This is a genomic window from Chachezhania sediminis (genome assembly GCF_009765275.1).
GTDB classification, from domain to species: Bacteria; Pseudomonadota; Alphaproteobacteria; order Rhodobacterales; family Rhodobacteraceae; genus Chachezhania; species Chachezhania sediminis.
The window spans coordinates 879,178-903,607 of record NZ_VOPH01000002.1; the positions used below are offsets into that span (position 1 = coordinate 879,178).

At 65.7% G+C, this 24,430-nt stretch carries 28 protein-coding genes; 21 read left to right on the plus strand and 7 right to left on the minus strand.

Features of this window, described 5'->3' with window-relative positions:
• Positions 1-62: 62 nt before the first annotated feature.
• Positions 63-1,454, plus strand: a complete 1,392-nt coding sequence (locus FQK05_RS26350; protein ID WP_158965855.1) for a FliM/FliN family flagellar motor C-terminal domain-containing protein — start codon at positions 63-65, stop codon at positions 1,452-1,454.
• Positions 1,455-1,618: 164 nt separating this feature from the next.
• Here FQK05_RS26350 and FQK05_RS09075 read toward each other — a convergent pair whose 3' ends face one another.
• Genes FQK05_RS09075 through FQK05_RS09085 form a run of 3 tightly spaced genes read right to left on the minus strand, consistent with a single transcriptional unit; the run spans position 1,619 to position 3,349 of the window.
• On the minus strand, positions 1,619-2,047 hold the full coding sequence (locus FQK05_RS09075) for a DUF6691 family protein (RefSeq protein WP_158965857.1): 429 nt from the start codon (positions 2,045-2,047) through the stop codon (positions 1,619-1,621).
• On the minus strand, positions 2,047-2,475 hold the full coding sequence (locus FQK05_RS09080) for a YeeE/YedE family protein (protein WP_158965859.1): 429 nt from the start codon (positions 2,473-2,475) through the stop codon (positions 2,047-2,049). Before FQK05_RS09080 ends, FQK05_RS09075 begins: the two co-directional genes overlap by 1 nt.
• Positions 2,476-2,485: 10 nt before the next feature.
• Positions 2,486-3,349: an MBL fold metallo-hydrolase gene (locus tag FQK05_RS09085; RefSeq protein WP_158965861.1), complete on the minus strand. Its 864-nt coding sequence runs from the start codon at positions 3,347-3,349 to the stop codon at positions 2,486-2,488.
• 225 nt (positions 3,350-3,574) lie between these two features.
• Between FQK05_RS09085 and FQK05_RS09090 the strand changes: the two genes are divergently transcribed.
• On the plus strand, positions 3,575-3,790 hold the full coding sequence (locus tag FQK05_RS09090; protein ID WP_158965863.1) for a hypothetical protein: 216 nt from the start codon (positions 3,575-3,577) through the stop codon (positions 3,788-3,790).
• 52 nt (positions 3,791-3,842) lie between these two features.
• On the opposite strand, the gene FQK05_RS09095 is transcribed toward FQK05_RS09090, so the two are convergent.
• Positions 3,843-4,061, minus strand: a complete 219-nt coding sequence (locus FQK05_RS09095) for a hypothetical protein (protein WP_158965865.1) — start codon at positions 4,059-4,061, stop codon at positions 3,843-3,845.
• A gap of 167 nt (positions 4,062-4,228) precedes the next feature.
• Here FQK05_RS09095 and FQK05_RS09100 point away from each other — a divergent pair, with 167 nt between their 5' ends.
• On the plus strand, positions 4,229-4,507 hold the full coding sequence (locus FQK05_RS09100) for a DUF2312 domain-containing protein (RefSeq protein WP_158965867.1): 279 nt from the start codon (positions 4,229-4,231) through the stop codon (positions 4,505-4,507).
• An 85-nt stretch (positions 4,508-4,592) separates the two neighbouring features.
• Here the strand turns inward: FQK05_RS09100 and FQK05_RS09105 are convergent, their stop codons facing one another.
• Both FQK05_RS09105 and FQK05_RS09110 read right to left on the minus strand, forming a co-directional pair.
• Positions 4,593-5,471 (minus strand): hypothetical protein, encoded by an 879-nt coding sequence (locus FQK05_RS09105; protein WP_158965869.1) that lies wholly within the window; start codon positions 5,469-5,471, stop codon positions 4,593-4,595.
• A 67-nt stretch (positions 5,472-5,538) separates the two neighbouring features.
• A complete protein-coding gene (locus FQK05_RS09110; RefSeq protein WP_158965871.1) occupies positions 5,539-6,363 on the minus strand; it encodes a YdcF family protein in 825 nt (274 codons plus the stop codon).
• A 348-nt stretch (positions 6,364-6,711) separates the two neighbouring features.
• Here FQK05_RS09110 and FQK05_RS09115 point away from each other — a divergent pair, with 348 nt between their 5' ends.
• The 17 genes from FQK05_RS09115 to eutC all read left to right on the plus strand — a co-directional run bounded on the left by FQK05_RS09115 (position 6,712) and on the right by eutC (position 21,713).
• Complete coding sequence (locus FQK05_RS09115; protein WP_233270431.1) at positions 6,712-7,509, plus strand: urease accessory protein UreD; 798 nt, start codon at positions 6,712-6,714, stop codon at positions 7,507-7,509.
• A 1-nt stretch (position 7,510) separates the two neighbouring features.
• On the plus strand, positions 7,511-7,813 hold the full coding sequence (locus FQK05_RS09120; protein WP_158965873.1) for an urease subunit gamma: 303 nt from the start codon (positions 7,511-7,513) through the stop codon (positions 7,811-7,813).
• A gap of 56 nt (positions 7,814-7,869) precedes the next feature.
• On the plus strand, positions 7,870-8,052 hold the full coding sequence (locus FQK05_RS09125) for a hypothetical protein (RefSeq protein WP_158965875.1): 183 nt from the start codon (positions 7,870-7,872) through the stop codon (positions 8,050-8,052).
• Positions 8,049-8,357 carry an urease subunit beta gene (locus tag FQK05_RS09130; RefSeq protein ID WP_158965877.1) on the plus strand — a complete coding sequence of 103 codons (309 nt, stop codon included), beginning with the start codon at positions 8,049-8,051 and terminating at the stop codon, positions 8,355-8,357. The genes FQK05_RS09125 and FQK05_RS09130 overlap by 4 nt, the downstream gene beginning before the upstream one ends.
• Positions 8,358-8,386: 29 nt before the next feature.
• On the plus strand, positions 8,387-8,959 hold the full coding sequence (locus FQK05_RS09135; protein WP_158965879.1) for a GNAT family N-acetyltransferase: 573 nt from the start codon (positions 8,387-8,389) through the stop codon (positions 8,957-8,959).
• 22 nt (positions 8,960-8,981) lie between these two features.
• Entirely contained in the window at positions 8,982-10,691 is a 1,710-nt protein-coding gene (ureC, locus tag FQK05_RS09140) for an urease subunit alpha (protein ID WP_158965881.1), read from the plus strand.
• 134 nt (positions 10,692-10,825) lie between these two features.
• Positions 10,826-11,050, plus strand: coding sequence for a DUF1127 domain-containing protein (locus FQK05_RS09145; protein WP_158965883.1), 225 nt, complete (start codon positions 10,826-10,828; stop codon positions 11,048-11,050).
• Positions 11,051-11,081: 31 nt separating this feature from the next.
• Positions 11,082-11,585 (plus strand): urease accessory protein UreE, encoded by a 504-nt coding sequence (locus FQK05_RS09150; protein WP_158965885.1) that lies wholly within the window; start codon positions 11,082-11,084, stop codon positions 11,583-11,585.
• On the plus strand, positions 11,569-12,222 hold the full coding sequence (locus FQK05_RS09155) for an urease accessory protein UreF (RefSeq protein ID WP_158965887.1): 654 nt from the start codon (positions 11,569-11,571) through the stop codon (positions 12,220-12,222). The genes FQK05_RS09150 and FQK05_RS09155 overlap by 17 nt, the downstream gene beginning before the upstream one ends.
• Positions 12,219-12,830, plus strand: coding sequence for an urease accessory protein UreG (gene ureG, locus FQK05_RS09160; protein WP_158965889.1), 612 nt, complete (start codon positions 12,219-12,221; stop codon positions 12,828-12,830). The genes FQK05_RS09155 and ureG overlap by 4 nt, the downstream gene beginning before the upstream one ends.
• Positions 12,831-13,292: 462 nt before the next feature.
• Entirely contained in the window at positions 13,293-14,573 is a 1,281-nt protein-coding gene (gene urtA, locus FQK05_RS09165) for an urea ABC transporter substrate-binding protein (protein ID WP_158965891.1), read from the plus strand.
• 257 nt (positions 14,574-14,830) lie between these two features.
• A complete protein-coding gene (urtB, locus tag FQK05_RS09170; protein WP_158965893.1) occupies positions 14,831-16,786 on the plus strand; it encodes an urea ABC transporter permease subunit UrtB in 1,956 nt (651 codons plus the stop codon).
• Positions 16,787-16,789: 3 nt separating this feature from the next.
• Positions 16,790-17,983, plus strand: a complete 1,194-nt coding sequence (gene urtC / locus FQK05_RS09175; protein WP_158965895.1) for an urea ABC transporter permease subunit UrtC — start codon at positions 16,790-16,792, stop codon at positions 17,981-17,983.
• Positions 17,980-18,720 (plus strand): urea ABC transporter ATP-binding protein UrtD, encoded by a 741-nt coding sequence (gene urtD, locus FQK05_RS09180; RefSeq protein ID WP_158965897.1) that lies wholly within the window; start codon positions 17,980-17,982, stop codon positions 18,718-18,720. Before urtC ends, urtD begins: the two co-directional genes overlap by 4 nt.
• Positions 18,701-19,417, plus strand: a complete 717-nt coding sequence (urtE, locus tag FQK05_RS09185; RefSeq protein ID WP_158965899.1) for an urea ABC transporter ATP-binding subunit UrtE — start codon at positions 18,701-18,703, stop codon at positions 19,415-19,417. The genes urtD and urtE overlap by 20 nt, the downstream gene beginning before the upstream one ends.
• A 158-nt stretch (positions 19,418-19,575) precedes the next feature.
• Positions 19,576-20,973 carry an ethanolamine ammonia-lyase subunit EutB gene (locus FQK05_RS09190; RefSeq protein WP_158965901.1) on the plus strand — a complete coding sequence of 466 codons (1,398 nt, stop codon included), beginning with the start codon at positions 19,576-19,578 and terminating at the stop codon, positions 20,971-20,973.
• On the plus strand, positions 20,970-21,713 hold the full coding sequence (eutC, locus tag FQK05_RS09195; RefSeq protein WP_158965903.1) for an ethanolamine ammonia-lyase subunit EutC: 744 nt from the start codon (positions 20,970-20,972) through the stop codon (positions 21,711-21,713). Before FQK05_RS09190 ends, eutC begins: the two co-directional genes overlap by 4 nt.
• 10 nt (positions 21,714-21,723) lie before the next feature.
• On the opposite strand, the gene FQK05_RS09200 is transcribed toward eutC, so the two are convergent.
• Positions 21,724-22,137, minus strand: coding sequence for a Rid family hydrolase (locus FQK05_RS09200; protein ID WP_233270432.1), 414 nt, complete (start codon positions 22,135-22,137; stop codon positions 21,724-21,726).
• 252 nt (positions 22,138-22,389) lie between these two features.
• Between FQK05_RS09200 and FQK05_RS09205 the strand changes: the two genes are divergently transcribed.
• Positions 22,390-24,363, plus strand: a complete 1,974-nt coding sequence (locus FQK05_RS09205; RefSeq protein ID WP_158965905.1) for an AMP-binding protein — start codon at positions 22,390-22,392, stop codon at positions 24,361-24,363.
• Positions 24,364-24,430: the final 67 nt, after the last annotated feature.

A 24,430-nucleotide genomic window follows, 5' to 3' on the forward strand; every position in this document is an offset into this window, starting at 1 on the left:
GTCCTGCGCGCTATGACTTGCGCTTGGATGTGGGGATGGCGCGATCGGGGCGGATGCAGGCAATGGCATCGACGGCGACGAACGAGGTTGAGACGGACCCGGCCGGGGGCGATCCGGCCGCTTCGGCGACGGCTTCTGCAGCTTCGGCTGCCAGGGCGGCTGCGGGCAGGGGCCCGGCGGCGGCGCTGGCGCGCAAGCTGTCGGCGGCCAAGGCCGGCGCCTCGACCACCGAAAGGACGGCGCTGCGGGCGCTGCGCCTGGCGGCTGCGCGCACCGCCGACGACCTGTTCGACCTGCCTGTCGCTGCCATCGGTGCCACGCAGGATCGTTGCATGATCGACGATCTGCGCCGTCATTTTTCGGACAACTGGCTTCTGGTGCTGCTGGACGGGCCCGACGGGCGCTTCGGCATGGCCAGCTTCGATCCTTCTGCCGTCATGGTCCTGATCCAGCAGCAGACCATGGGCGAGGTGACGGGCGGCACCCCGTCCGACCGGCCCTTCACCGACACCGATGCCGCGTTGGCCGAGCCGCTGATCGAAGGGATCCTGTCGCGGGCTGCCGACCTGGCCGAGGTCGAGCATGATCGCCGCTGCCTGACTGGCTATCGCTTCGGCGCGCGGGCGGCGGACGTGCAGGATCTTGTCCTGGCGCTGGAAGACGATCGCTATCGCGTGTTCGATCTGACGCTGGATATCGCCCACGGCAAGGTGCAAAGCGTCGTGCGTTTTGCTCTGCCGGACCTGACGGAAGAGGAGCAGGGAGAGGAAGCGGCCGGCCCCCGCGGCCCGCATCTGGATCAGGCGGCCGGCGTGATCCGGGCGGAACTGACGGCGGTGCTGGGGCGGATCCGGATGCCGTTGTCGCGCTTTGCCCGCCTGGCGCCGGGGATGTTGCTGGAACTGACGGATGGCGATCTGGCCCGGACGGAACTGCGCACCATCGCGGGCGGAAAGGTGGCGGTGGCGCGGCTGGGGCAGGCGGGTGGCATGCGTGCGCTGCGGATGAATGAGCCGCCGGAACTGCGTGCCCGTCCGGATCCGGGCGAAGCCTTCGAACCCGCCGGCCCCGCTTCTGTCGGCGGTTTCGGCATGGGGGGCGCCATGGCCGGGGCAATGGACGGTCTGCCGCCGATGGGGGGCTTCAGTGCCGGTGCCGGCATGGCCTTCGGCGACGACGGCGACGGCGCGGGCGATCTGCCAGCCTGGGGGGCCGATGCCGAAGCGGATGACCTGCCCCCCCCTGGGGGGGATGCCGGATTCTCGGATCTTCCGGCCTTCGGTGGCGATGACGATGGCGGCCTGCCTCCGCTGGGTGGAGGGGACGGTCTGCCGCCGCTGGAGGGCGACGGTGACTTGTCGGACCTTCCGCCCCTTGGCGGAGAGGACGATCTGCCCGACCTGCCGATGGGCACGCCCATGTCGATGGACCTTGGCGATCTGGGCGACGACTAGGGTCAGGACCTGTCCATCCTGCACCGCAGCGATGGGACGGGGGACATCGGAAGGGTACGTCTGTCAGAAGCAGAGAGAACGTTTCAGGTTCCGAAGGGGCCGCGAAACAAGAAGGCCGCGCCCCCGGGGTGGGGACGCGGCCTGGCAGATCGAAGCGGTGCAGCTCAGGCTGCCGCGATCCGGTCGATGCGGGCGCCTATGGCCGGCGCCGCCCCCATGCCGACCAGCATGGCGGCGACGAAGACCAGCCCGCCGGCGCCGCCATAGGACAGCGATGCGATGGACGGTCCGGGGCACAGCCCGGCCAGACCCCAGCCCATGCCGAAAAGGACCGACCCCACGACCAGGCGGTGCCCGATCTCGTGCTTGGGCGGGGTGGGGAATTCCCCGCCCACCAGCGGATGACGGCCGCGGGTCAGTTGCCAGGCGATCATCATCGGGATGATCGCGCCGCCCATTACGAAGGCCAGCGTCGGGTCCCAGTTGCCGAAGACGTCAAGCCAGCCCTGCACCTTGGTGGTGTCGGTCATGCCCGACAGGAACAGGCCGGTGCCGAACAGCGACCCCGCGATCAGGGAAAGAAGCAGACGCATCAGATCACCCCGAAGACATGGCGCATCAGCGTCAGCATGATGCCGCCGGCCAGAATGTAGAATACGGTGGCGACCATGCCCCGCAGCGAGAAGCGCGAGATGCCGCAGACACCGTGACCGGAAGTACAGCCGTTCGCGATCCGCGTGCCCACGCCGACCAGAAGGCCCGCGGCCACGATCACGAACCAGTTGGACGTGACGTTGGTCGTCTTCTCCATCCCGGTCAGCACGTAAAGCGCCGTGGGTGCCAGAAAAAGGCCGGCCAGGAAGACCAGCCGTTCCGCAGCTGTCGACCAGCCGGTTCCGTCGACCAGCCCGCCGATGATGCCGCTGGCCCCCATGATGCGGCCGTTGCCAAGAAGGTACACCGCACCTCCCAGCCCGATCAGCGCGCCGCCGATCAGGCCCATGATCCAGTCGTGATCCATGACCTCTCCGTCAGAGTTTGTTTACGGGCAGTTTCAGGAAGACGTTGCCCTGTTCGTCCGGCGGCGGCATCTGACCTGCGCGCATGTTCACCTGCAGCGACGGAAGGATCAGCCGCGGCATCGCCAGCGTCGCGTCCCGCGCATCGCGCATTGCCACGAAATCCTCGATCGGCTTGCCCTGGCCTACATGGATGTTCAGCGCCTTCTGTTCGCCCACGGTGGTTTCCCAGGCGTATTCGTCACGACCCGGTGCCTTGTAGTCGTGGCCGACGAAGATCTTGGTGTCGTCCGGCAGAGCAAGGATCTTCTGGATCGACTTGAACAGCGTTTCCGACGACCCGCCCGGGAAGTCGCAGCGCGCGGTGCCGAAATCCGGCATGAACAGCGTGTCGCCCACGAAGGCCGAGTCGCCGATGACATAGGTCAGACAGGCCGGCGTATGGCCCGGCGTGTGCAGCACGTCGCCGCGCAGCTGGCCGATATGGAAGCTGTCGCCATCCCTGAACAGCGCATCGAACTGCGAACCGTCGCGCTGGAACTCGGTGCCTTCGTTGAAGACCTTGCCGAATGTATCCTGCACCACGGTGATCCGTTCGCCGATGCCGATCTTGCCGCCGACCTTTTCCTGGATATAGGGCGCGGCGGACAGGTGGTCGGCATGGACATGGGTTTCCAGGATCCATTCGACCTTCAGGCCCTGATCCTGGACATAGGCGATGATCGCATCCGCCGAACGCGTGTCGGTGCGGCCCGACGCATGGTCGAAGTCCAGCACGCTGTCGACGATCGCGCAGGCGCTGCCCTCGGGCTCCTTCACGACATAGGAGACGGTGAAGGTGGCTTCGTCGAAAAAGGCTTTCACTTGGGGTGTCATGTGACTCTCCATCTGTGGTCGAAACACATATACATTTTTGTGAATGTATTGCAAGGGTGTTCCGGCCCTTGCCGTCGCGTCGCGACAATGTCCCGTATATCCAAAGCGGTCCGGGACGGCGTCCACATCCGGCGCGCCATGTGCTAGGGTGTGCGTGGTCGATTCTGGTCTGCCATGGGTTGATCCGTGGCGCGGGGACCGGCCTGTCGGAGGGGAGAAGACGCTATGAGCAAGCATGACCTGTCGCGCCAGATCAAGGCCCTGGAAGCCCGCATCGATGCGGCCGATGTCGGTACGCGCCTGGTGCTGGAGCCCGAATTCCGCGGTGCCCTGCAGAAGATGCGCAATTCGGGCGAGCCGATTCCCGCCCGCTGGCGCGAGCTGGAGGAAACGCTGGTTGCCGAACGGGTCGAGGCGACCTTCGATAATCTTCCGATCTGACAGTCGCTGCCGATCTGACAGTCGCTGCCGATCTGACAGGTCGGGCCGGGCGTCAGCCCAGGATGACGCCCACCGCGACCAGGGCCAGGCCCAGGGCCGATACCAGCAGTGCGGCCAGGTTCAGCGGCACGATGGATTGCAGCACGACGCGCAGTTCGTCGTCGTTCAGGCCCTTGCGGCGGGCCCGGACGACCTTCAGCACGCACCAGAACAGCCCGGCCACACCCGCAAGCGACAGGACCGCGCCGGCCCAGATGATGATGTCGAACATGGCGGCTTTCCTGTCACGGTGAACGGTATCCGCCCGCGGCTATCGCAAGACGGGTGGGCGATCAAGCGCCCGATTGCCCGGGAGATCTTGCCTTGCCGGGTCCGGATCGTCCATGTATCCCCCCGACCCACCGCGAGCAGTGGCACCATCCGAGAAGGGTACGAGGCATGGAAGATTACGACGTCAGTGACGGTCCGTCGGTCGATTCGACCTACAAGGTGACGGCGGCTGAGCTGCGCCAGTTCATCGAACGGTTCGAGCGACTGGAGCAGGAAAAAAAGGATATCGCCGAGCAGCAGAAAGAGGTGATGGCCGAGGCCAAGGGTCGTGGCTACGACACCAAGGTGATGCGCAAGGTCATCGCGCTCCGCAAGCGCGACAAGGACGACATCGCCGAGGAAGAGGCGGTGTTGGAAATGTACAAGGAAGCGCTGGGCATGTCCTGACGCGCGTCCGGCCCGCGCCGGTCGCGGTGCGGGCACGATCCTTGCAGGCATCGCGGCAGGCCGGACCTGCCGGATGCCGCGGGCGTCACGGAAACAGCACGGTGACCCCGGGCAGTTGCTGCATGACTTCCATGTCTTCGTCATAAAACTGGGTCAGCGTCTCGATCGTGTCGTCGGTCCAGCCGGGCATGTCGATCTCTTCCTCCATCAGGTCTTCGACCGAGTACTTTTCAAGGAAGGCCAGCATCAGCTGCCGGATCCGGTCTGCCGACGGGTTGTCCAGCAGGCGGACATAGGCGCGCAGCCGCTTCAGACCCTCGACCGTCATCACGTCCGACAGCGCTTCCAGCCCGCCGACGATCTTTTCGTCCCGGCCGTATCCCGCGATCCGGCGCAGCACCTGCGGCCAGATCAGGGGCGCGTCCTCGTTGCACCAGATGGTGATCGGCATGTTCGGCGCCGTACGGCGGATCCGCCTGATCGTGTCCGACCAGCGCAGGGCAAGGGGATCGGTCCCGGCCAGCATGTCATGCGCCGTGTTGCGATGGATCATCTGGGCCCGGATCTCGGGCAGAAAGGTCGCGGGATTGCGGACCGCCAGCACCATCTCGACGTCGTCGGGCCGGAAGATCCCGCACAGAAGCTCGATCCGCCGGGGGGCGTCGGGATAGAAGCGCCCGGACCCCAGTGCCGATCCGAAGGCGCCGAAGAAATGTTCGTTCGACAGGATCACGCGCTCGACCTCGTCATCGTCCAGCACGGCGTCGATCAGGATTTCGCGCGTGTCGGGGGCGGGATCGGCATCGGGCGGCGCCTGGAAAATGGTCTTGAACAGGGAGCGGTAGCGCGCGGGGCCCGGGACGGCGACACGACGCTCGGCGAAATCTTCGCTGTTTCGCAACAGGCATTTCATCAGCCTGTCGGACTGGGTGAAATGCGCGCCGGCGTGGAAAACGATCTTCATTGTGCTCCGGATCGGTGAATGATCGCAGTCGGTGTTCCGCATGGGGTAAAGGTTCCGGCCCTGCTGGTCAAACCGGGCGTATCCCGGGGGCAAGACAGGAAACCGTCTTCGGGTCGGTTCCACGGCCAGTCAGGCGATAGCCCAGAAGGCCCAACCATTCCTTTCCGGCCAGGATCAGTTCGGCCAGGTGAGATGAAAAGGCCCAGTCCGGGCGGCCGTTCCACGCGGTCGTCCGGAAATCCGTGGGCCAGGGCACCAGTTTGGTCCAGCCCGCCTGGCAGAAGGTTTCGACCGATCGGCGCATGTGAAAACCGCTGGTGACCAGAAGCCAGGGCCGGCCGCCGCCGTCGGGCGACATCTCCAGCAGGAAGCGCGCGTTTTCGGCCGTGTTGCGCGAAGCGGGTTCGATCACCAGCCGTGCGGGATCGATGCCCAGATCGGTCAGCACCCATTCGCCGATGTTCCGGGCGCCCGGTCGCGCGCCCTGCAGGGTGGGCAGCCCACCCGTGAACAGGACCGGCGCCGCCGGGAACCGCCGCGACAGGGCCAGCGCCTCGGTGAAGCGTTCGCCGCCGTCGTTGACTAGGGGGTGGTTCCACCATGTACTGGCCCCGAACTCCTCGGCTCCGCCCAGAACGATGATGCCGGCGATGTCGTCCACGTCGGGATCCGGCGGGTAGCTGCGTTCCAGGGGCAGCATCAGGAACCGCCCGACCGGGACGGTCGCGATCGCCAGCATGGTCAGGCAAAGAATGCCGGCCATCCATCGCGCCGGACGCAGCCGTCCGGCCAGAAGACAGACGAATGTCCCCGATGCCAGCAGGATCAGAAGGGTATCTGCCCGGATCAGGTAGAAGGCCGATTTGTAGAGAATGAAGAGAACCGAATCCATTTTGCCTGCCGATCACTGTCCGGTGCGGACCCTGCATGGATCCTGAAAAAGCGGCAACCTGCCGATAGCCCAAGGCGGATTGACGCCGATCTGGGCGTCTTTCGGCGGGGGAGCGTGGCCAATGGCTGTGAAATACCATGCTTGCGCATTTATTACGCAATTTACGCTTGATAGGCCCGAGGGCTACGCAATACCCATGGATGTGGAGCCTTGGGTCGGGAAGCGGATGGACGATTTCGGGCAGGGCGCCGAAATGGGTATCGCACTTCAACGTGATGGGCGGAGCGTCCGATTCAAACCTCGACCGATATCGCATCGCAGTCCCGGACCGCGGGCCCGCCCCGGGCCTTGGGCACGGCAGATCTGTCGGTCAAACCGTCGGCGGGCCGGACCGGGATCGACAGGTTGCGGACCTCGGGCTCGCTGCGGATGCTGTTTCCGCGCACCGCTCTGCGGACGACCTCTGTGCTTCTGAACACGGCCGGGGGAATCACCGGGGGCGACCGGTTCACGACTTCGGTCCGGGCGCAGACGGGGACGGGGCTGACCCTTACCACCCAGGCGGCCGAACGCGCCTATCGCGCGCAGCCGGGCGAAACCGGCCGGCAGGATACCCATCTGACAGTCGACGACGGGGCGGAACTTTTCTGGCTGCCGCAGGAAACTATCCTGTTCGAAGGATCGGGTTTTCGCCGCCGGCTGCATGTGGACCTGACTGGCGCCGCCTCTTTTCTGATGGTCGAGGCGCTGGTCTTCGGCCGGCAGGCTATGGGCGAACGCCTGAAAGACATCCGTTTCGACGACCGGATCGAGATCCGCCGCGACGGCCGCCCGCTGTTCCTGGATGCGCTGAAGCTGTCGGGCGACGTGGACGGCCAGATGGCCGAGCCGGCCCGCGGGGCGGGGGCGGGCGCCATGGCAACGGTGGTTCACATTCGCGAAGATGTGGAACTGCATCTGGACGCGCTGCGCCGGCTCGTGCAGGACTTGTCCGGCAGGGGACTTCGTGCCGGGGTCAGCCTTGTGCGCGGCGGAATGCTGGTCCTGCGTGCGCTGGCGCCGGACAGTTACGTGCTGCGCCTTGCGCTGGTTCCGGCGCTGGAACTGCTCGCTCGTACCGAAATTCCAAGACCGTGGAAGATCTGACATGCAATTGACCCCCCGCGAGAAAGACAAGCTGATGGTCGCCATGGCGGCCGAGGTTGCGCGCAAGCGTCTGGCCCGTGGGGTCAAGCTGAACCATCCCGAAGCCATCGCGCTGATCACCGACGCGGTGGTCGAAGGCGCCCGCGACGGCCGGTCCGTCGCCGACATGATGGAGGCGGGCGCCCATGTCATCACGCGCGACCAGTGCATGACTGGCGTGCCGGAAATGATCCACGAGGTGCAGGTCGAGGCGACGTTCCCCGATGGCACCAAGCTTGTCACCGTTCACAACCCGATCCGCTAGGACCGCGCCTTCGGCCCGCCATTCTACCCAATTCTTGAAGAACCAGGAGAAAGATCATGAAACGATTTGCAGCGGCAGCCGCGGTCCTTGCACTGGGCGCCGCCCCGGCATTTGCCCATGCGACCGGCGAGGCGCACACCCACGACAGCACCATGACCATCGTCGCGGGCCTGGCCGTGATCGCGCTGGCCGTGGGCACCGGCCTGGTTCGCCGCCGCCGCGCCCGAGTGGTGGCATGATCCCCGGAGAGCTTTTCCCGGCCGAAGGCGACATCGTCCTGAACGAAGGGCGCGAGGCGATCACCCTGATGGTCGCAAATACCGGCGACCGCCCCGTGCAGGTCGGTTCGCACTATCATTTCGCCGAGACGAACCCGGCGCTGGATTTCGACCGTGACGCCGCCCGCGGCATGCGGCTGGACATCGCGGCAGGCACCGCCGTCCGGTTCGAACCGGGCCAGAAGCGCGAGGTCCAGCTGATCGCGATCGGCGGGGCGCGGGTGATCTGGGGCTTCAACCAGAAGGTCATGGGCCCGCTCGACTGAGCCGGCCGACAGGGGGGGGGACCAGCAGGATGGGGCAGTCTGGCCCGGCGCAGGACAGTACCGCCACCGTCCCGACCGGAGCGGCGGCAGGCCCGGGTTATACCGGCGTGATCCGCATCCGCAGCGCGGCCGAGATCGAGGCCGCGAAGGCGCTGGTCTGGGAATTCTTCGATGCCCTGCGCGAACGATATCCCGAAATGCACGACACGCTGGACGCCTACCTGAGTGAAACCGACGTGGCCGGTGGGCTGGAGCGGTTTGCCGACACCTTCCTGCCGCCCCGGGGCGAAAGCTTTCTGGCGCTGGCGAACGGTGTGCCGGTGGGGATGGTCCTTCTGCAGCCCCACGGGGACAACGATGGCGAGATGAACCGCATGTTCGTCCGCGACAGCGCCCGGGGTCTTGGGCTTGGCCGCAAGCTGGGCCAGGCGCTGGTCGCCGAGGCCCGCGCCATCGGCTACGGCACCGTCTGGCTGGATGCGCTTTACCGCCATGTCGAGGCGCTGCCGCTCTATGAAAGCCTGGGTTTCGAATATTACACCGACCCGAATGCCTTTCAGGCCGATGATGACCGCGTCATCCACATGAAACTGAAGCTCTGACAGTCCGTACCGGAGGCCGCCAATGCCCGCACGTATCTCGCGTACCGATTATGCCCACATGTTCGGCCCGACCACGGGCGACAAGCTGCGGCTGGCCGACACCGACCTGATCATCGAGGTTGAGAAAGACCTGACCACCTATGGCGAGGAGGTCAAGTTCGGCGGCGGCAAGGTGATCCGCGACGGCATGGGGCAAAGCCAGGCGACGCGGGCCGCGGGTGCGGTCGACACGGTGATCACCAATGCGCTGATCCTGGACGTGACGGGCATCTACAAGGCGGATATCGGCCTGCGCGACGGCCGCATCGCGGCCATCGGCAAGGCCGGCAACCCCGACACGCAGCCTGGCGTGAACATCATCGTGGGTCCGGGGACCGAAGCCATCGCGGGCGAAGGCAAGATCGTCACCGCGGGCGGTTTCGACAGCCACATCCACTTCATCTGCCCGCAGCAGATCGAGGACGCGCTGCATTCCGGCCTGACCACCATGCTGGGCGGCGGCACCGGACCCGCGCACGGCACGCTGGCCACCACCTGCACGCCCGGCCCCTGGCATATCGGGCGGATGCTGCAGTCGCTGGATGCCTTCCCGATGAACTTCGGCCTGGCGGGCAAGGGCAATGCCTCGCAACCCGCGGCGCTGGTCGAAATGGTCGAGGCCGGCGCCTGCGCGCTGAAGCTGCACGAGGACTGGGGCACCACGCCGGGCGCCATCGACTGCTGCCTGTCGGTGGCCGACGACATGGACGTGCAGGTGATGATCCATACCGACACGCTGAACGAATCCGGCTTCGTCGAAAACACCGTCGCGGCTCTGAAAGGCCGGACGATCCACGCCTTCCACACCGAAGGCGCGGGCGGCGGCCATGCGCCCGACATCATCAAGATTTGCGGCGAATCCTTCGTCCTGCCGGCGTCGACCAACCCGACGCGGCCCTTCACGGTGAACACCGTGGACGAACACCTGGACATGCTGATGGTCTGCCATCACCTGGATGCCGAGATCCCGGAAGACGTGGCTTTTGCCGAAAGCCGGATCCGGCGCGAAACCATCGCGGCCGAGGACATCCTGCACGACATGGGCGCCTTTTCGATCATCGCGTCGGACAGCCAGGCCATGGGCCGCATCGGCGAGGTGATCATCCGCACCTGGCAGACCGCCGACAAGATGAAGAAGCAGCGCGGGCGTCTGGCCGAAGAGACGGGCCAGAACGACAATTTCCGGGTCCGCCGCTATGTCGCAAAGTACACGATCAACCCCGCCATCGCGCATGGCCTGTCGGCCGAGATCGGGTCGATCGAGGTGGGCAAGCGCGCCGATCTGGTGATGTGGAGCCCGGCCTTCTTCGGCGTGAAGCCGGAGATGGTGCTGATGGGCGGCATGATCGTCGTGGCACAGATGGGCGACCCGAACGCGTCGATTCCCACGCCGCAGCCCGTCTATACCCGCCACATGTTCGGCGCCTACGGCCGTGCGGTGGAAAAGTCGGCCGCACTGTTCGTGTCGGCTGCGGCGCAGGCCAACGGCATCGGAGCCAGGTTGGGCCTGGCCAAGGAAACCGTCGCAGTGGCGAACACCCGGGCGATTTCAAAGGCCGACCTGCTGCTGAACACCGCGACGCCTCATGTCGAGGTGAACCCGGAAACCTACGAAGTCCGCGCCGACGGAGAGCTTCTGACCTGCCAGCCGGCCGAGGAACTGCCGATGGCCCAACGCTATTTCCTGTTCTGAGGTCGACATGAAAGGGCTTGCCTTGCATTTCCTGCACATCGGCTATTCGCGAACGGGACTACCCAATGCTGCAGTTGCAGCATATTTTCGGTGCCAAGGGAGGGGATTGATCTTTAAACAAGGATACATCTCCTATGGCAAACATCACCGTGAACGCACCGGCCGCCGGCGCAGCACAATCCGCAATCAGCCGCATCTTCGGCTCGATTGGCAACGCACTGGTCGCAATGGCCGAAAACAGCTCGAAGATGAAGCAAATCCGCGCCCTGGAATCGCTGAGCGACGCCGATCTGGCCAGCCGCGGCCTGAAGCGCGAAGACATCGCCCGCTACGTCCTGTCGCCGGGCTACTGGATCTGATCGTCGATCCCCGGACACAGCAGGTGCGGCCATGACCGCCCCTGAATCCGGACCGAAAGATGCACGCGCAGCATCCGATGATGCTGCGTTGCGGCTAGAGGCGCGAAACTATCACGCGCATGCACATCGGTCCGCACCGGCGGGCCGTCTGCACCTCGACTACGAAGGCCGTTTCATCCGCAGGCGTGTCCTGACGCTGGAGGACGGCCGCAAGATACTGGTGGATCTGCCCAAGACCACCTCGCTGGACCATGGCGGCGTCCTGATCACCTCGGACAACGAGGAGATCGAGATCGTCGCCGCCCCCGAGCCCCTCCTTGAGGTCCAGTCCGAGGATCTGACGCGGATCGCCTGGCATATCGGCAATCGGCACACGCCCTGCCAGATCGAGGCGGGGCGGCTGCTGATCCAGCCGGACCACGTGATCGCCGATCTGCTTGGAAAGCTGGGCTGCACGGTGCGCGAGGTGACGGAGCCCTTTACGCCGGAAGGCGGGGCCTACGGTCACGGGCGGACCCATGGTCACAGCCACTGACACCAATCTTCTGACATTGGCGCAATGGTTTTCCCCTGCCTACCCGGTGGGGGCCTTTGCCTATTCCCATGGCCTGGAATCGGTCATCGAGGCGGGCGAGCTGATCAGTGCCCGGGACCTGGACCACTGGGCCCGGATCCTCATCGACCACGGATCGGGCCGGTCCGACGCTCTGTTCCTGTCGGCGGCCTATTTGGCCGGAACCCCCGAAGACATCGCCGAAATCGACGCCACGGCCCGCGCCTTCGCCCCGTCGCGCGAACGGCTGATGGAGACGGAGCTGATGGGCGCCGCCTTCTGCCGGACAACGGCCGCGCTGCACGGTGTGGCTTTGGTGGACCTGACCTATCCCGTGGCCGTCGGTCGTGCCGCGCGGCTGTGCGATCTGCCGCAAGAGACCGTCGCCACCTGGTTCCTGCATGCCTTTGCCGCGAACCTCGTCTCGGCCGCGATCAGGGCTGTCCCCCTGGGCCAGACCGAAGGGCAGGGGGTACTGGCATCTCTCGCCCCCTTGTGCGTCGCCGTCGCGCGTGAGACGCTGAACGGTGACCTGGATGCGCTGAGCGGCACCGCCCTTGCAGCCGACATCGCGTCCATGACCCACGAAACGCTCTATTCCCGGAGTTTCCGCACATGAAGGACATGAACGGCCCCCTGCGCGTGGGCATTGGCGGCCCGGTGGGCGCCGGCAAGACGACCCTGACCGCCGCCCTGTGCGAGGCATTGCGCGACAGCCATTCCGTCGGTGTCGTCACCAACGACATCTATACCCAGGAAGATGCCGAGGCGTTGATGCGCCTGCAGGTCCTGCCGCAGGACCGCATCATCGGGGTGGAAACCGGCGGCTGCCCGCATACGGCGATCCGCGAAGATGCCTCGATCAACCTGGCTGCCGTGGCCGAGATGGTGAAGCGGCATCCGGGGGTGGAAATCGTTCTGATCGAATCCGGCGGCGACAACCTGTCGGCAACCTTCAGCCCGGAACTGGCGGACGTGACGCTGTACGTGATCGACGTGGCCGCGGGCGAGGAGATCCCCCGCAAGGGCGGCCCGGCCATCACCAAGTCGGACGTGCTGGTCATCAACAAGACCGACCTGGCCCCCTATGTGGGCGCCGATCTGGGCGTGATGGAGCGCGACGCGCGGCGGATGCGGGGCGACCGGCCCTTTGTCTTCACCAGCCTGCGTCAGCGGCAGGGCGTGGCGGATGTGATCGCATTGCTGCGGGATGTCGGCGGTCTCTGACGCCGAATCATCATCTGCTCTGTCTAATTGATGAGCACCCGCGGAGGCCGGCTTCGCCGGCCGGTTGTCCGTCCCTTTCTTTCCGTTTCACGCGAATTCTGACCAAACCTTGTCAGCCTGGGGTTCGGGTCCAATTGCCGTTTGGGCAACTTCCCGCTGGGCGTGCGCTACAGCTTTGCCTGCGTTCAGGGCACTTCCCGCGGCGTGCGGCCAAAATGCGGGCAAACTTCACCGAACTGTCATGACGGACGGCGCGCCGGTTTGTGTTGCTGCGGGAATATAAGAAGCTCTCCTCCGGGGCGGAGCGCAATGTACGCGACACCCCCGACGCTGTGACGGATCGCAATTGGTGCGGGCGGTCGCGGGGTCGAGCGCAACATAAGGTGCAGGTCTTCGGAATTCTTCCGGTTCTCGTCCCCGGGCGAGGCCACGGGATTGCTGTGCCTGCGGGGAGACTGACGTATGAATTTCATGAAAAGTGCGCTGCTGGGAACCGTTGCCGCGGCAGGTCTGACGGCGCCGGCATTTGCCCAGGATTGCCCGATCAAGGTCGGCGTCCTGCATTCGCTGTCGGGCACGATGGCCATTTCCGAAACGACGCTGAAAGACACGATCCTGATGCTGGTCGACGACCTGAACGCCCAGGGCGGCCTTCTGGGCTGCCAGGTCGAGGCGGTCGTGGTCGACCCGGCATCGGACTGGCCGCTGTTCGCGGAAAAGGCCGAAGAGCTGCTGGACACTCACGGCGTCGACGTGATCTTCGGCAACTGGACCTCGGTGTCGCGGAAGTCCGTCCTGCCGGTGATCGAGGAGAAGAACGGCCTGCTGTTCTACCCGGTCCAGTACGAAGGCGAGGAATCGTCGAAGAACGTGTTCTACACCGGCGCCGCCCCCAACCAGCAGGCGATCCCGGCCACCGACTATTTCCTGGATGAACTCGGCGTCGAGAAATTCGCTCTGCTCGGCACCGACTATGTCTATCCGCAGACCACCAACAACATCCTGAAGGCCTACCTGATTTCCAAGGGCATTCCGGAATCCGACATCTTCGTGAACTACACGCCCTTCGGTCACTCCGACTGGTCCAAGATCGTGTCGGACGTCGTGGCGCTGGGCGCCGACGGCAAGAAGGTCGGCGTGATCTCGACCATCAATGGCGACGCGAATGTCGGCTTCTACAAGGAACTGGCCGCACAGGGCATTTCGGCCGACGATATTCCGGTCGTGGCCTTCTCGGTCGGGGAAGAGGAATTGTCGGGTCTCGACACCTCGAACCTGGTGGGCCACCTGGCAGCCTGGAACTATTTCCAGTCGGCCGACACGCCGGAAAACGAGGCCTTCGTGGCCAAGTGGAAGGAACGCATGGGTGAAAACCGGGTGACTAACGACCCGATGGAAGCCCACTACATCGGCTTCAACATGTGGAAGAACGCGGTGGAAGCCGCCGGCACCACCGATGTCGATGCCGTGACCGAGGCCATGTACGGCCAGGAGTTCCCGAACCTGACCGGCGGCACCGCCGTGATGCTGCCGAACCACCACCTGGCCAAGCCGGTGCTGATCGGCGAGATCACCGCGGACGGCCAGTTCGACATCATCTCGAAGACCGACGAGGTCGACGGCGACGCCTGGACCGACTTCCTGCCGGAATCCAAGGTCCTGACCTCGGACTGGAAGGACCTCAAATGCGGCATGTACAACACCGAAACGAAGACCTGCGTGCAGCTCAAGTCGAACTACTGATCTGACCTGACGGTCTGATCCGGGCGAAGGGGGCCGGTGCCGCCTTCGCCCAAGCCGCGCCGCGGCGCGAAGGTATCGGGCATAGGGGCTGCGCGCCTTGCCCCGGAGCATGCCCGACCGCCATCCCGCCCGCCGAACAGGTCGCCAGATCGACCGATTGCGTGCCGCATCCGTCCGTTCGGTCCGGCGCGGGCTTCCCCGCCAAGCGACGACCCGGTGCACTGCCCTGGATGACCCCTCTGCCGATTGGGACCTTCATGAAACGAATATTGCTGGCCTTCTGGGCCGTGCTGCTGTGGACGGGGCTGGCCTATGCCCAGACAGGGCCCCTGCAGACGATCCTGCAGGAAAACCGTGACCTGATCGAAAAGTCTTCGCGGCAGACGATCCAGCCGGCGATCAACGCCATCGCCGACAGTGGCGTGCCGGGGGCGGCCGACCTGCTGGTGACCTGGGAAGCCCGGCAGATGTACTTGCGGGACAGCGACGGCCTGTTCTTCCGCGGCGTCGAGGAAGCGGACCGCAATACGCGCCTGTTCGACCTCGACACCGGCGAGGACATGGGTGTCTATGAACGGGGGGCCGTCGACCAAATACGCCCGAATTCCGGTGTGCAGGGCCTGATCAACGCGGCGCTGGTCCGGTTTCGCCTGTCCGACCCGGATCCGAAGGCCCGCATTGCCGCGCTGCAATCGCTGGAACGTCGCCCGGATGCCGAAAGCCTGGAACTGCTGCGCGATTCGATCCCGGGCGATCCCGATCCGGCGATCAAGGCACGCAAGGAACGGCTGGAACGGCTTCTGACCATCACCTACGACCCCGACGAAAGCGCCCGGATCGCCGCCATCGAGGAAATGTCATCCGAAGTTGCGGTCGACGTGCGCGCGGCGCTGAACCCGCTGGTCGCGACCCAGACCAGGGTTTTCGAAGGCGCCGTGCCAGCGGACCTGAACGTGGCCCGCATGCTGGAACCCGGCTCGGACGCGCTGTCGCGGGAAGCGGCCTATGAAATGCTGGTTGCGGCCGGGAATGCGCCGGCACGGATAACCCCGGCCGACGTGAAGGCGGCACTGGGCGAACATGTCGACGGCGGCCTGGTCGGTGGCGTGCCGGTCCATTCGCTGATCACGGACGAGGCCCGCTATGGCGCCTATGCCGCGCTGGTTCGGGGCGGGTTGGTCCCGCCGTTCCTGACCGACGACGACGTGGAACGGACGCTGGCCGCCTATACCTTTGCCGAGATCTATTCTGATCCGTCCCCTGCCATCACCGATGCCGCGGGCGATGCGCTGGAAAAGATCGAGCTGAAGGTCGGCCTTTACACATTCGTCGACCTTGTGCTGGACGCGCTGTCGCTGACCTCGATCTACTTCCTGGCGGCGATCGGGCTGGCGGTGACCTTCGGCGTCATGGGCGTGATCAACATGGCCCATGGCGAATTCATCATGATGGGCGCCTACACCGGTTACGTGATCCAGCAGATCATCCCGGATCACACCATTTCCATCCTGGTCGCGCTGCCGGTGGCCTTCGTGGTGACCTTCCTGGCCGGTGTCCTGCTGGAACGGCTGGTGATCCGCTGGTTGTACGACCGGCCGCTGGAAACGCTGCTGGCCACGTTCGGCGTGTCCATCGCGCTGCAGCAGCTGGCCAAGAACATATTCGGCACGCAGGCGCGTCCGCTGACCGCGCCCGCGTGGCTGGACGGGGCGGTGACGTTCAACGATGTCGTTTCCATCAGTTCGATCCGGGTGGCGATCTTCGTGCTGGCTGCGATCTTCTTCGCGCTGGTTCTTCTGGTGATGAAACGCACGCGGCTGGGTCTGGAAACCCGCGCGGTGACGCAGAACCCGCGCATGGCGGCCTCGATGGGGATCGACCCGAACAGGGTCAACATGCTGACCTTCGGCCTGGGATCGGGCATCGCGGGCGTGGCCGGCGTGGCCATCGGCCTGTTCGCGCAGGTCACGTCGGAACTGGGGCAGGCCTATATCGTGCAAAGCTTCATGACCGTCGTCGTGGGCGGCGTGGGCAACATCTGGGGTACGCTTGCGGGTGCCGCCATGATCGGCTCGCTCCAGAAGGGGATCGAGTTCTTCAATCCCGCGAATACGCTGGCGGCGCAGACCTACATGATCGTCTTCATCATCATCTTCATCCAGTTCCGGCCGCGCGGCATCATCGCGCTGAGGGGCCGGGCCGCGGGGGACTGAGATATGCAACAGGGCTTTCTGTCAAAAAACCCGTCGGTCCCGGTGTTCCTGGGGATCCTGGCGGCCTTCACGCTGCTGATCACGCTGACGGCCGAAGGAACGGGCACGGGCGCCGTGTCGGCGACCTTCGTCAAGGTGCTGGGCCGGACCCTGTGCCTGGCGCTGATCGCCGTCGCGATGGATCTGGTCTGGGGCTATACCGGCATCCTGTCCTTGGGCCACTTCGCCTTCTTCGGGCTGGGCGGCTACATGATCGGCATGTGGCTGATGTATCAGCGGACCCGCGACATCGTCGTGGCCTCGCTGGCGGACACGCCGATCCCCGCGACCGAGACCGAGATCAACGATGCCATCGGCAACCAGATCTTCGGGGTGGTGGGATCAAGCGAGTTTCCGGCGATCTGGGTCTTTGCCGACAGCCTGCCGATCCAGCTGGCGCTGGTGGTGCTGGTGCCGGGCGTGCTGGCGCTGGTCTTCGGCTGGCTGGCTTTCCGGGCGCGGGTGACGGGCGTCTATCTGTCGATCCTGACCCAGGCGATGACGCTGGCGCTGGCGCTCTACCTCTTCCAGAACGAAAGCGGCCTGCGCGGCAACAATGGCCTGTCGGGGCTGCAGAACATCCCCGGGCTGGAGGCCGTCCCGCCGGCGACGGTGACGATGTGGTTCTTCTGGGCCTCGGCCCTTGCGCTGGGTCTGGGCTATCTGCTGGCGGCCTGGATCGTGTCGGGCAAGTTCGGGTCGGTCATCCGCGGCATTCGCGACAACGAAGCCCGGGTGCGGTTCCTGGGCTATTCGGTCGAGGCCTACAAGTTGACCGTCTTCACCCTGACGGCCTGCATCGCCGGCGTGGCGGGGGCGCTTTATTATCCGCAGGCCGGCATCGTGAACCCGGCGGAAATCGCGCCCATCGCGTCCATCTACCTTGCGGTCTGGGTGGCTATCGGCGGGCGTGGGCGGCTTTACGGTGCCGTGATCGGCGCGGTGGTCGTGTCGATGCTGTCGACCTGGTTCACCGGCGGCCGTGCGCCCGACATCAACCTGGGCTTCTACACGATCAAGTGGGTCGACTGGTGGCAGGTGGCGCTGGGCCTGTCCTTCGTGCTGGTCACGCTGTTCGCGCCCAAGGGCATCGGCGGCCTGGTCGACATCTTCACCGATCGCAGGAAGGCCGGCGTCGCCGGGGAGGCGGGGAAATGAGCACGCTTCTGGAAGTGTCCGGCGTGTCCGTCACTTTTGACGGGTTCCGGGCGATCAACAACCTGTCGTTCCAGATCGGCCCGGCCGAGATGCGGGCGATCATCGGCCCGAACGGCGCCGGCAAGACGACCTTCATGGACATCGTCACCGGCAAGACCAAACCGGACGAGGGAAGGGTGATCTGGGGTGACGAGAACGTTTCGCTTCTGAAGATGTCCGAGGCGCAGATCGCGCGGGCCGGTATCGGTCGGAAGTTCCAGAAGCCCACGGTCTTCGAGGAACAGACGGTGCGTGCCAACCTGCTGATGGCGCTGAAGCACGAACGGTCTCCCTTGCAGGTCCTGTTCTTCAAGGCAGGGCCCACGGACGCGGAACGGGTCGAGGAACTGGCGGCCGAAATCGGGCTGACGGAACAGCTGGAGCGGATTTCGGGCGAACTCAGCCACGGTCAGAAGCAGTGGCTGGAGATCGGGATGCTGCTGGCGCAGGATCCGCGGCTTTTGCTGGTCGACGAACCGGCGGCCGGCATGACCCCGTCGGAGCGGGAACATACAACCAGCCTGCTGGTTCAGGCCGCGAAGACGCGGGCCGTCGTGGTGGTCGAACACGACATGGAATTCGTGCGGCGCCTGAACTGCAAGGTGACGGTGCTGCACGAAGGATCGGTCCTGGCCGAAGGCGGCCTGGATCACGTGACACAGAACCAGAAGGTGATCGATGTCTACCTCGGGCGATGAACTTCTGAAGATCGAGAACCTGAACCTGCACTACGGGCACAGCCAGATCCTGTACGACGTGTCGATGACGGCGAAGCGGGGCGAGGTGACATCCGTTATGGGCACGAACGGGGTGGGCAAGACCAGCCTGATGAAGGCCATTTCCGGGCGCCATCCCCGCTCCGGCGGTCGGGTCTGGCTGGACGGGGAGGAGCTGAAGATCCTGCCGGGCTATGAAATGGCCAAGAAAGGTGTGGGCTACGTGCCCCAGGGGCGTGAGATTTTTCCGCTGCTGACCGTGCGCGAGAACATGGAGACCGGGTTCAACTGCCTTCCGCCGGGCGAGCGGCGGGTGCCGGAAGAAATGTTCGAGCTGTTCCCCGTCCTGCGCGAGATGCAGGGCCGGCGCGGCGGCGACCTGTCGGGCGGGCAGCAGCAGCAGCTGGCGATTGCCCGCGCGCTGATCACGCGGCCGAAGCTTCTGGTGCTGGACGAACCGACCGAAGGCATCCAGCCCAACATCATCCAGCTGATTGGCGAGGTGATCAGGAAGCTTAGGGACGAGGGCGAGATGGCCATCGTGCTGGTCGAGCAGTTCTTCGATTTCGCCTACGATCTGGCGGACAGTTTCGTGCTGATGCGCCGGGGTGCGGTGATCCTGAAGGGCCCAAAGGCCGAGCTGGACCGGGAGGAGCTTCTGGCCGGCGTCTCGGTCTGAGGCTTCGACGGGGGATTGGGGCTCTGCCCCCGCCGCGCGCTTGCGCGCGCGACTCCCCCGGAGGTATTTTCGAAGAGAAGAAGCGGAGGGCGCGCTGCTTTGGCGTGGTGCGCAAGACGTGAAGCGGGGTAGCCTTCGGGCGGAACCTGGAGGTGTCGATGAGTTACGTGACCACGCTGGAGCAGACGCGGTTCGTGTTCCCGGATCTGAGGACTCTGCTGGCCAAGGCGACGCCGCTGCGGAGCGGCGACGTGCTGGCAGGGGTTGCCGCCGATGGCCCGGTGGAGCGGCTGGCGGCGCAGATGGCGCTGGCGGACCTGCCGCTGGCGGCCTTCGTGGGCGCCGACGTGCCGGGGGTCGAGGGCGATGAGGTGTCGGAGCTGATCGCGGCGCGGCACGATCCGGCGGCCTTTGCGCCGGTTGCGTCCCTGACGGTGGGCGAATTCCGCGAATGGCTGCTTGCGCCAGAGGCGGACGCAGCCGCCATCGGCGCGCTGAAATGGGGGCTGACGCCCGAGATGGTGGCGGCGGTGTCGAAGATCTGCCGGATGCAGGACCTGGTGTCCATCGCCGCGAAGGTCCGGGTGCTGAGCGCCTTCCGGTCGACCATCGGTCTGCCCGGGCGGCTGGCGACGCGGAACCAGCCGAACCATCCGACCGACGATACACGGGGCATCGCGGCCTCGGCCCTGGACGGGCTTTTGATGGGGACGGGCGATGCCGTGATCGGGGTGAACCCGGCCACCGATTCGGTCGAGGATTACATCCGCATCGTGACCCTGCTGGACGACCTGCGGCTGGCACTGGAGATTCCGACGCAGTCCTGCTGCCTTGGGCATGTCACGACGGCGATGGCCGCCATGGACAAGGGAGCGCCGGTGGACCTGGTGTTCCAGTCGGTCGCGGGATCCCAGAAGGCCAATGACGAATTCGGCGTGACGCTGGCGATGCTGGCCGAGGCGCAGGAGGCGGCGCTGGCGCTGGGGCGCGGGACCGTGGGCACCAACGCGATGTATTTCGAGACCGGGCAGGGATCGGCGCTGTCGGCCGAGGCGCATTACGGGGTCGACCAGCAGACGATGGAGGCGCGGGCCTATGCCGTGGCGCGGGAATTCGATCCGCTGCTGGTCAACACGGTGGTGGGCTTCATCGGGCCCGAATACCTGTTCAACGGCAAGCAGATCCTGCGGGCGGGGCTGGAGGATCATTTCTGCGGCAAGCTGCTGGGCCTGCCGATGGGGGTGGACGTCTGTTACACGAACCATGTCGAGGCGGATCAGGACGACATGGACACGCTGATGATCACGCTGTGCGCAGCTGGGGTGAATTTCGTCATCACGGTGCCGGGGTCGGACGACGTGATGCTGAACTATCAGTCGCTGTCCTTCCATGACGCGGTCTTTGCGCGCGAGACGCTGGGGCTTAAGCCCGCGCCGGAATTCGAGGACTGGCTGAAGCGGATCGGGCTGACGGATGCCGAGGGCCGGTTGCAGGATGCGCCGCCCGCACTGGCCGGGAACGCGGCAGTGACGGGTCTGCTGGAGCTGTCGGCATGAGCGGCAAGAGCCGGACCGAGGCGTTGATGGCGCCGCTCAAGGCGATGACCGAGGCGCGGATCGGCATGGGCCGGTCGGGCGGGGGGCTGCCCACGCGGGCCAGCCTGGCCTTCGCGCTGGATCATGCGCGCGCCAAGGAAGCCGTCTGGTCGGAAATGGACCGGACGAAGCTGGCAGAGACGCTGGCGGATCTGGGGCCCATAGGCTTTGCGTCCAGCCGGGTTTCGGGGCGCGAGGAATACCTGACGCGGCCGGATCTTGGCCGGCTGCTGGGCGACGAGGCGGACCTGCCGGGCGCCGAGCCGGGCGGGCTGGCGATCGTCGTGGCCGATGGGTTGAGCGCCACGGCCGTCGAACTGAATGCGGCGGCCGTCCTTCGGGCGCTGGTGCCGGCGCTGGGCGACACGGGGCTGCCGCTGGCCGGGATCGTGCTGGCGCGGCAGGCACGGGTGGCGCTGGGGGACGAGATCGCCCAGCGGATGGGGGCCGCCGCCGCCGTCACGCTGATCGGCGAGCGGCCGGGGCTTTCGGCATCGGACAGCCTGGGGGCCTATATCTCGTGGGCGCCGCGGCCGGGGATGCCCAATGCCGACCGGACCTGCATTTCCAACATCCGGTCCGGCGGGCTGGTCCCGGATCTTGCCGCGGCGCAGATCGCGCGGCTGCTGAAGGACATGAAACGTGTCGGCGCCAGCGGGCTGGAGATGAAGGCGCGGCTGGCGACCTTGCCGGCGCCCTGAGGATCCGGAGTCACGATCCGGTATCGGGCCAGCCGGCGATGACGGCATCGACCTCGATCTCCACCAGCCATTCCGGATTGACGAAGCGGGTGACGGCCATGATCGTGTCCACGGGGCGCGCGTCCAGGCAGTAGAGCTTGCGCGCCTCGATGGCCTCGCGCCAGCGGTCGATGTCGGTCAGGATCACGCGGGTGCGGACGATGTCGCCCAGGCCGGCGCCGGCCTCGGCCAGCGCGGCCTTGACGATCTCGAAACAGCGGACAGTCTGGGCGTGGACGTCGCCCAGGCCCACGGTCCTGCCATCGGGGCCCACGGGCGCCGTGCCGCCGACCGAGATATAGGGTCCGACCCGGACGGCGCGGCTGAAACCCACGATCTCCTCCATCGGGTTGCCGTTCGAAACGCGCTGACGATCATAGGCCATGGCTGTCCTCCCAGGGATGGCTGATACGCGAGGATAGCACGTATTCACGCGGGGCGTGCGGGCGATGCAGGGGGTTCGCGTGTGCGCTTGGGACGGTTAACGTGGTCGCCGGGCCTGTTACAATTCGCAAGATTCTCGAAAACCTCAGGACAAAGTTGCAGGCCAGCTTGGCGCAGCGCTCCACAGGGCCGGCTTGTCCGGTCCGAACACGGTGCGCCGGCGGGTCAACGAGCCTGCATTGGGAGGAAGATCATGTCTGTGTCGCAGGGCGGCGCTTCGGCGCTGCAATCCGTGCCCGCGTTGCTGAAGCGCAATGCCACCGAATTCGGCGACAAGGCCGCCTATCGCGAAAAGGAATTCGGGATTTGGCAGACCTGGGGCTGGTCGGCCGTTCACGAGGAAGTCGAGGCGCTGGCGCTGGGCCTGATCAATCTGGGCGTGAACGAAGGTGACTATATTGCCGTCGTCGGCCGCAACCGGCCGCACCTGTACTGGGCCATCGTCGCGGCACAGCGGGTCGGGGCGATCCCGGTGCCGCTTTACCAGGATTCGGTGGCCGAGGAGATGGCCTATGTGCTGGGCCATTGCGGGGCGCGTTTCGTCATCGTGGGGGACCAGGAACAGGTCGACAAGGTGATCGAGATCCAGGATCAGCTGCATCAGTTCGAGCACATGATCTATCTCGACCCGCGGGGCCTGCGGAAATACGATCATTCCCACCTGCATCAGTACAGCCATGTTCAGGATCAGGGCCGGGCGGCCCGGGACGAATACATCAAGGAACTGGAGCGGCGGACAGCGAAGGCCGATTTCGACACGCCCTGCGTGATGCTCTACACCTCCGGCACGACGGGCAAGCCCAAGGGGGTGGTGCTGTCCAACCGGAACGTCATCGAAAGCTCCCGCCTGTCGTCGGAATTCGATCGCCTGAGGCGCGATGACGAGGTGCTGGCCTACCTGCCGATGGCCTGGGTGGGGGACTTCGTCTTTTCCGTCGGGCAATGCTTCTGGACGGGGTTCTGCGTGAACTGCCCCGAAAGCGCCGAGACGATGCAGACCGACCTGCGGGAGATCGCGCCGACCTATTTCTTTGCCCCGCCCCGGGTGTTCGAGACGCTGCTGACCCAGGTCATGATCCGGATGGAGGATGCGGGCCGGTTCAAGAAGCGCCTGTTCGACCATTTCATGGCGCTGGCGCGGCGGGTTGGTCCGAACCTTCTCGACGGCAAGCCCGTGGGGCTGGGCGACAGGCTGGCCTACGCGGTGGGTGAAGCGCTGGTTTATGGCCCGCTGAAGAACCGCATGGGCTATTCCCGGATGCGCGTGGGCTACACCGCGGGCGAGGCCATCGGGCCCGAGATCTTCGATTTCTTCCGGTCGCTGGGGATCAACCTGAAACAGCTTTACGGCCAGACCGAGGCTACGGTCTTCATCACCGCACAGCCGGACGGCGAAGTGCGCTCGGACACGGTGGGCGTGGCCTGCCCGGGCGTGGAGCTGAAGATCGGCGACACGGGCGAAGTGTTCTATCGTTCGCCCGGGGTGTTCGTCGAATATTACAAGAACCCGGAAAGCACCGCCTCGACCAAGGATGCCGAGGGCTGGGTGGCGACGGGGGATGCCGGCTTTATCGAGGATGGCACCGGGCACCTGCGGATCATCGACAGGGCGAAGGACGTCGGCAAGATGGCGGACGGCAGCCTGTTCGCGCCGAAATATGTCGAGAACAAGCTGAAGTTCTATCCCAACATCCTGGAAGCGGTACTGTTCGGGAACGGTCGGGACGAATGCGTGGCCTTCATCAATATCGACCTGACGGCGGTCGGGAACTGGGCGGAACGCAACAACATCGCCTATTCCAGCTATCAGGAACTGGCCGCCCATCCGCAGGTGATGGCGACGGTGCAGGGCCACGTGGAAGAGGTGAACCGGTCGGTCGCCCAGGACGAGATGCTGTCGGGCTGTCAGGTCCATCGTTTCGTGATCCTGCACAAGGAACTGGATGCCGACGATGGCGAGCTGACGCGGACCCGCAAGGTGCGCCGGCGGATCATCGAGGAGAAGTTCGCCGATATCGTGACGGCGCTTTACGACGGGTCGGAACGGATCTCGACCCGGACGGAAGTGACCTACGAGGATGGGCGGAAAGGATCGATCAGTGCCACGCTGGAGATCCGCACGGCGGATGTCGTGCCAGTGATCCCGCATCGGGTGGCGGCGGAATGACGGGGGACGTGCGCCTGCGGCGACACCCCTCCCGCCATCCCGCATGGGCCGGCGCGCTGGCGGCTGC

Bases quoted from the DNA above. Each gene is read 5' to 3' on its own strand.
- urtC (WP_158965895.1), top strand. From the start codon at position 16,790: ATGCAACAGGGCTTTCTGTCAAAAAACCCGTCGGTCCCGGTGTTCCTG.
- FQK05_RS09155 (WP_158965887.1), top strand. From the start codon at position 11,569: ATGGTCACAGCCACTGACACCAATCTTCTGACATTGGCGCAATGGTTT.
- FQK05_RS09135 (WP_158965879.1), top strand. From the start codon at position 8,387: ATGGGGCAGTCTGGCCCGGCGCAGGACAGTACCGCCACCGTCCCGACC.
- FQK05_RS09100 (WP_158965867.1), top strand. From the start codon at position 4,229: ATGGAAGATTACGACGTCAGTGACGGTCCGTCGGTCGATTCGACCTAC.
- urtE (WP_158965899.1), top strand. From the start codon at position 18,701: ATGTCTACCTCGGGCGATGAACTTCTGAAGATCGAGAACCTGAACCTG.
- urtB (WP_158965893.1), top strand. From the start codon at position 14,831: ATGAAACGAATATTGCTGGCCTTCTGGGCCGTGCTGCTGTGGACGGGG.
- ureG (WP_158965889.1), top strand. From the start codon at position 12,219: ATGAAGGACATGAACGGCCCCCTGCGCGTGGGCATTGGCGGCCCGGTG.
- FQK05_RS09085 (WP_158965861.1), bottom strand. From the start codon at position 3,349: ATGACACCCCAAGTGAAAGCCTTTTTCGACGAAGCCACCTTCACCGTC.
- FQK05_RS09105 (WP_158965869.1), bottom strand. From the start codon at position 5,471: ATGAAGATCGTTTTCCACGCCGGCGCGCATTTCACCCAGTCCGACAGG.
- FQK05_RS26350 (WP_158965855.1), top strand. From the start codon at position 63: ATGGCATCGACGGCGACGAACGAGGTTGAGACGGACCCGGCCGGGGGC.
- FQK05_RS09095 (WP_158965865.1), bottom strand. From the start codon at position 4,061: ATGTTCGACATCATCATCTGGGCCGGCGCGGTCCTGTCGCTTGCGGGT.
- FQK05_RS09150 (WP_158965885.1), top strand. From the start codon at position 11,082: ATGACCGCCCCTGAATCCGGACCGAAAGATGCACGCGCAGCATCCGAT.
- FQK05_RS09145 (WP_158965883.1), top strand. From the start codon at position 10,826: ATGGCAAACATCACCGTGAACGCACCGGCCGCCGGCGCAGCACAATCC.
- urtA (WP_158965891.1), top strand. From the start codon at position 13,293: ATGAATTTCATGAAAAGTGCGCTGCTGGGAACCGTTGCCGCGGCAGGT.
- FQK05_RS09110 (WP_158965871.1), bottom strand. From the start codon at position 6,363: ATGGATTCGGTTCTCTTCATTCTCTACAAATCGGCCTTCTACCTGATC.
- FQK05_RS09090 (WP_158965863.1), top strand. From the start codon at position 3,575: ATGAGCAAGCATGACCTGTCGCGCCAGATCAAGGCCCTGGAAGCCCGC.
- eutC (WP_158965903.1), top strand. From the start codon at position 20,970: ATGAGCGGCAAGAGCCGGACCGAGGCGTTGATGGCGCCGCTCAAGGCG.
- FQK05_RS09190 (WP_158965901.1), top strand. From the start codon at position 19,576: ATGAGTTACGTGACCACGCTGGAGCAGACGCGGTTCGTGTTCCCGGAT.
- urtD (WP_158965897.1), top strand. From the start codon at position 17,980: ATGAGCACGCTTCTGGAAGTGTCCGGCGTGTCCGTCACTTTTGACGGG.
- FQK05_RS09130 (WP_158965877.1), top strand. From the start codon at position 8,049: ATGATCCCCGGAGAGCTTTTCCCGGCCGAAGGCGACATCGTCCTGAAC.
- ureC (WP_158965881.1), top strand. From the start codon at position 8,982: ATGCCCGCACGTATCTCGCGTACCGATTATGCCCACATGTTCGGCCCG.
- FQK05_RS09125 (WP_158965875.1), top strand. From the start codon at position 7,870: ATGAAACGATTTGCAGCGGCAGCCGCGGTCCTTGCACTGGGCGCCGCC.
- FQK05_RS09080 (WP_158965859.1), bottom strand. From the start codon at position 2,475: ATGGATCACGACTGGATCATGGGCCTGATCGGCGGCGCGCTGATCGGG.
- FQK05_RS09205 (WP_158965905.1), top strand. From the start codon at position 22,390: ATGTCTGTGTCGCAGGGCGGCGCTTCGGCGCTGCAATCCGTGCCCGCG.
- FQK05_RS09120 (WP_158965873.1), top strand. From the start codon at position 7,511: ATGCAATTGACCCCCCGCGAGAAAGACAAGCTGATGGTCGCCATGGCG.
- FQK05_RS09075 (WP_158965857.1), bottom strand. From the start codon at position 2,047: ATGCGTCTGCTTCTTTCCCTGATCGCGGGGTCGCTGTTCGGCACCGGC.
- FQK05_RS09200 (WP_233270432.1), bottom strand. From the start codon at position 22,137: ATGGCCTATGATCGTCAGCGCGTTTCGAACGGCAACCCGATGGAGGAG.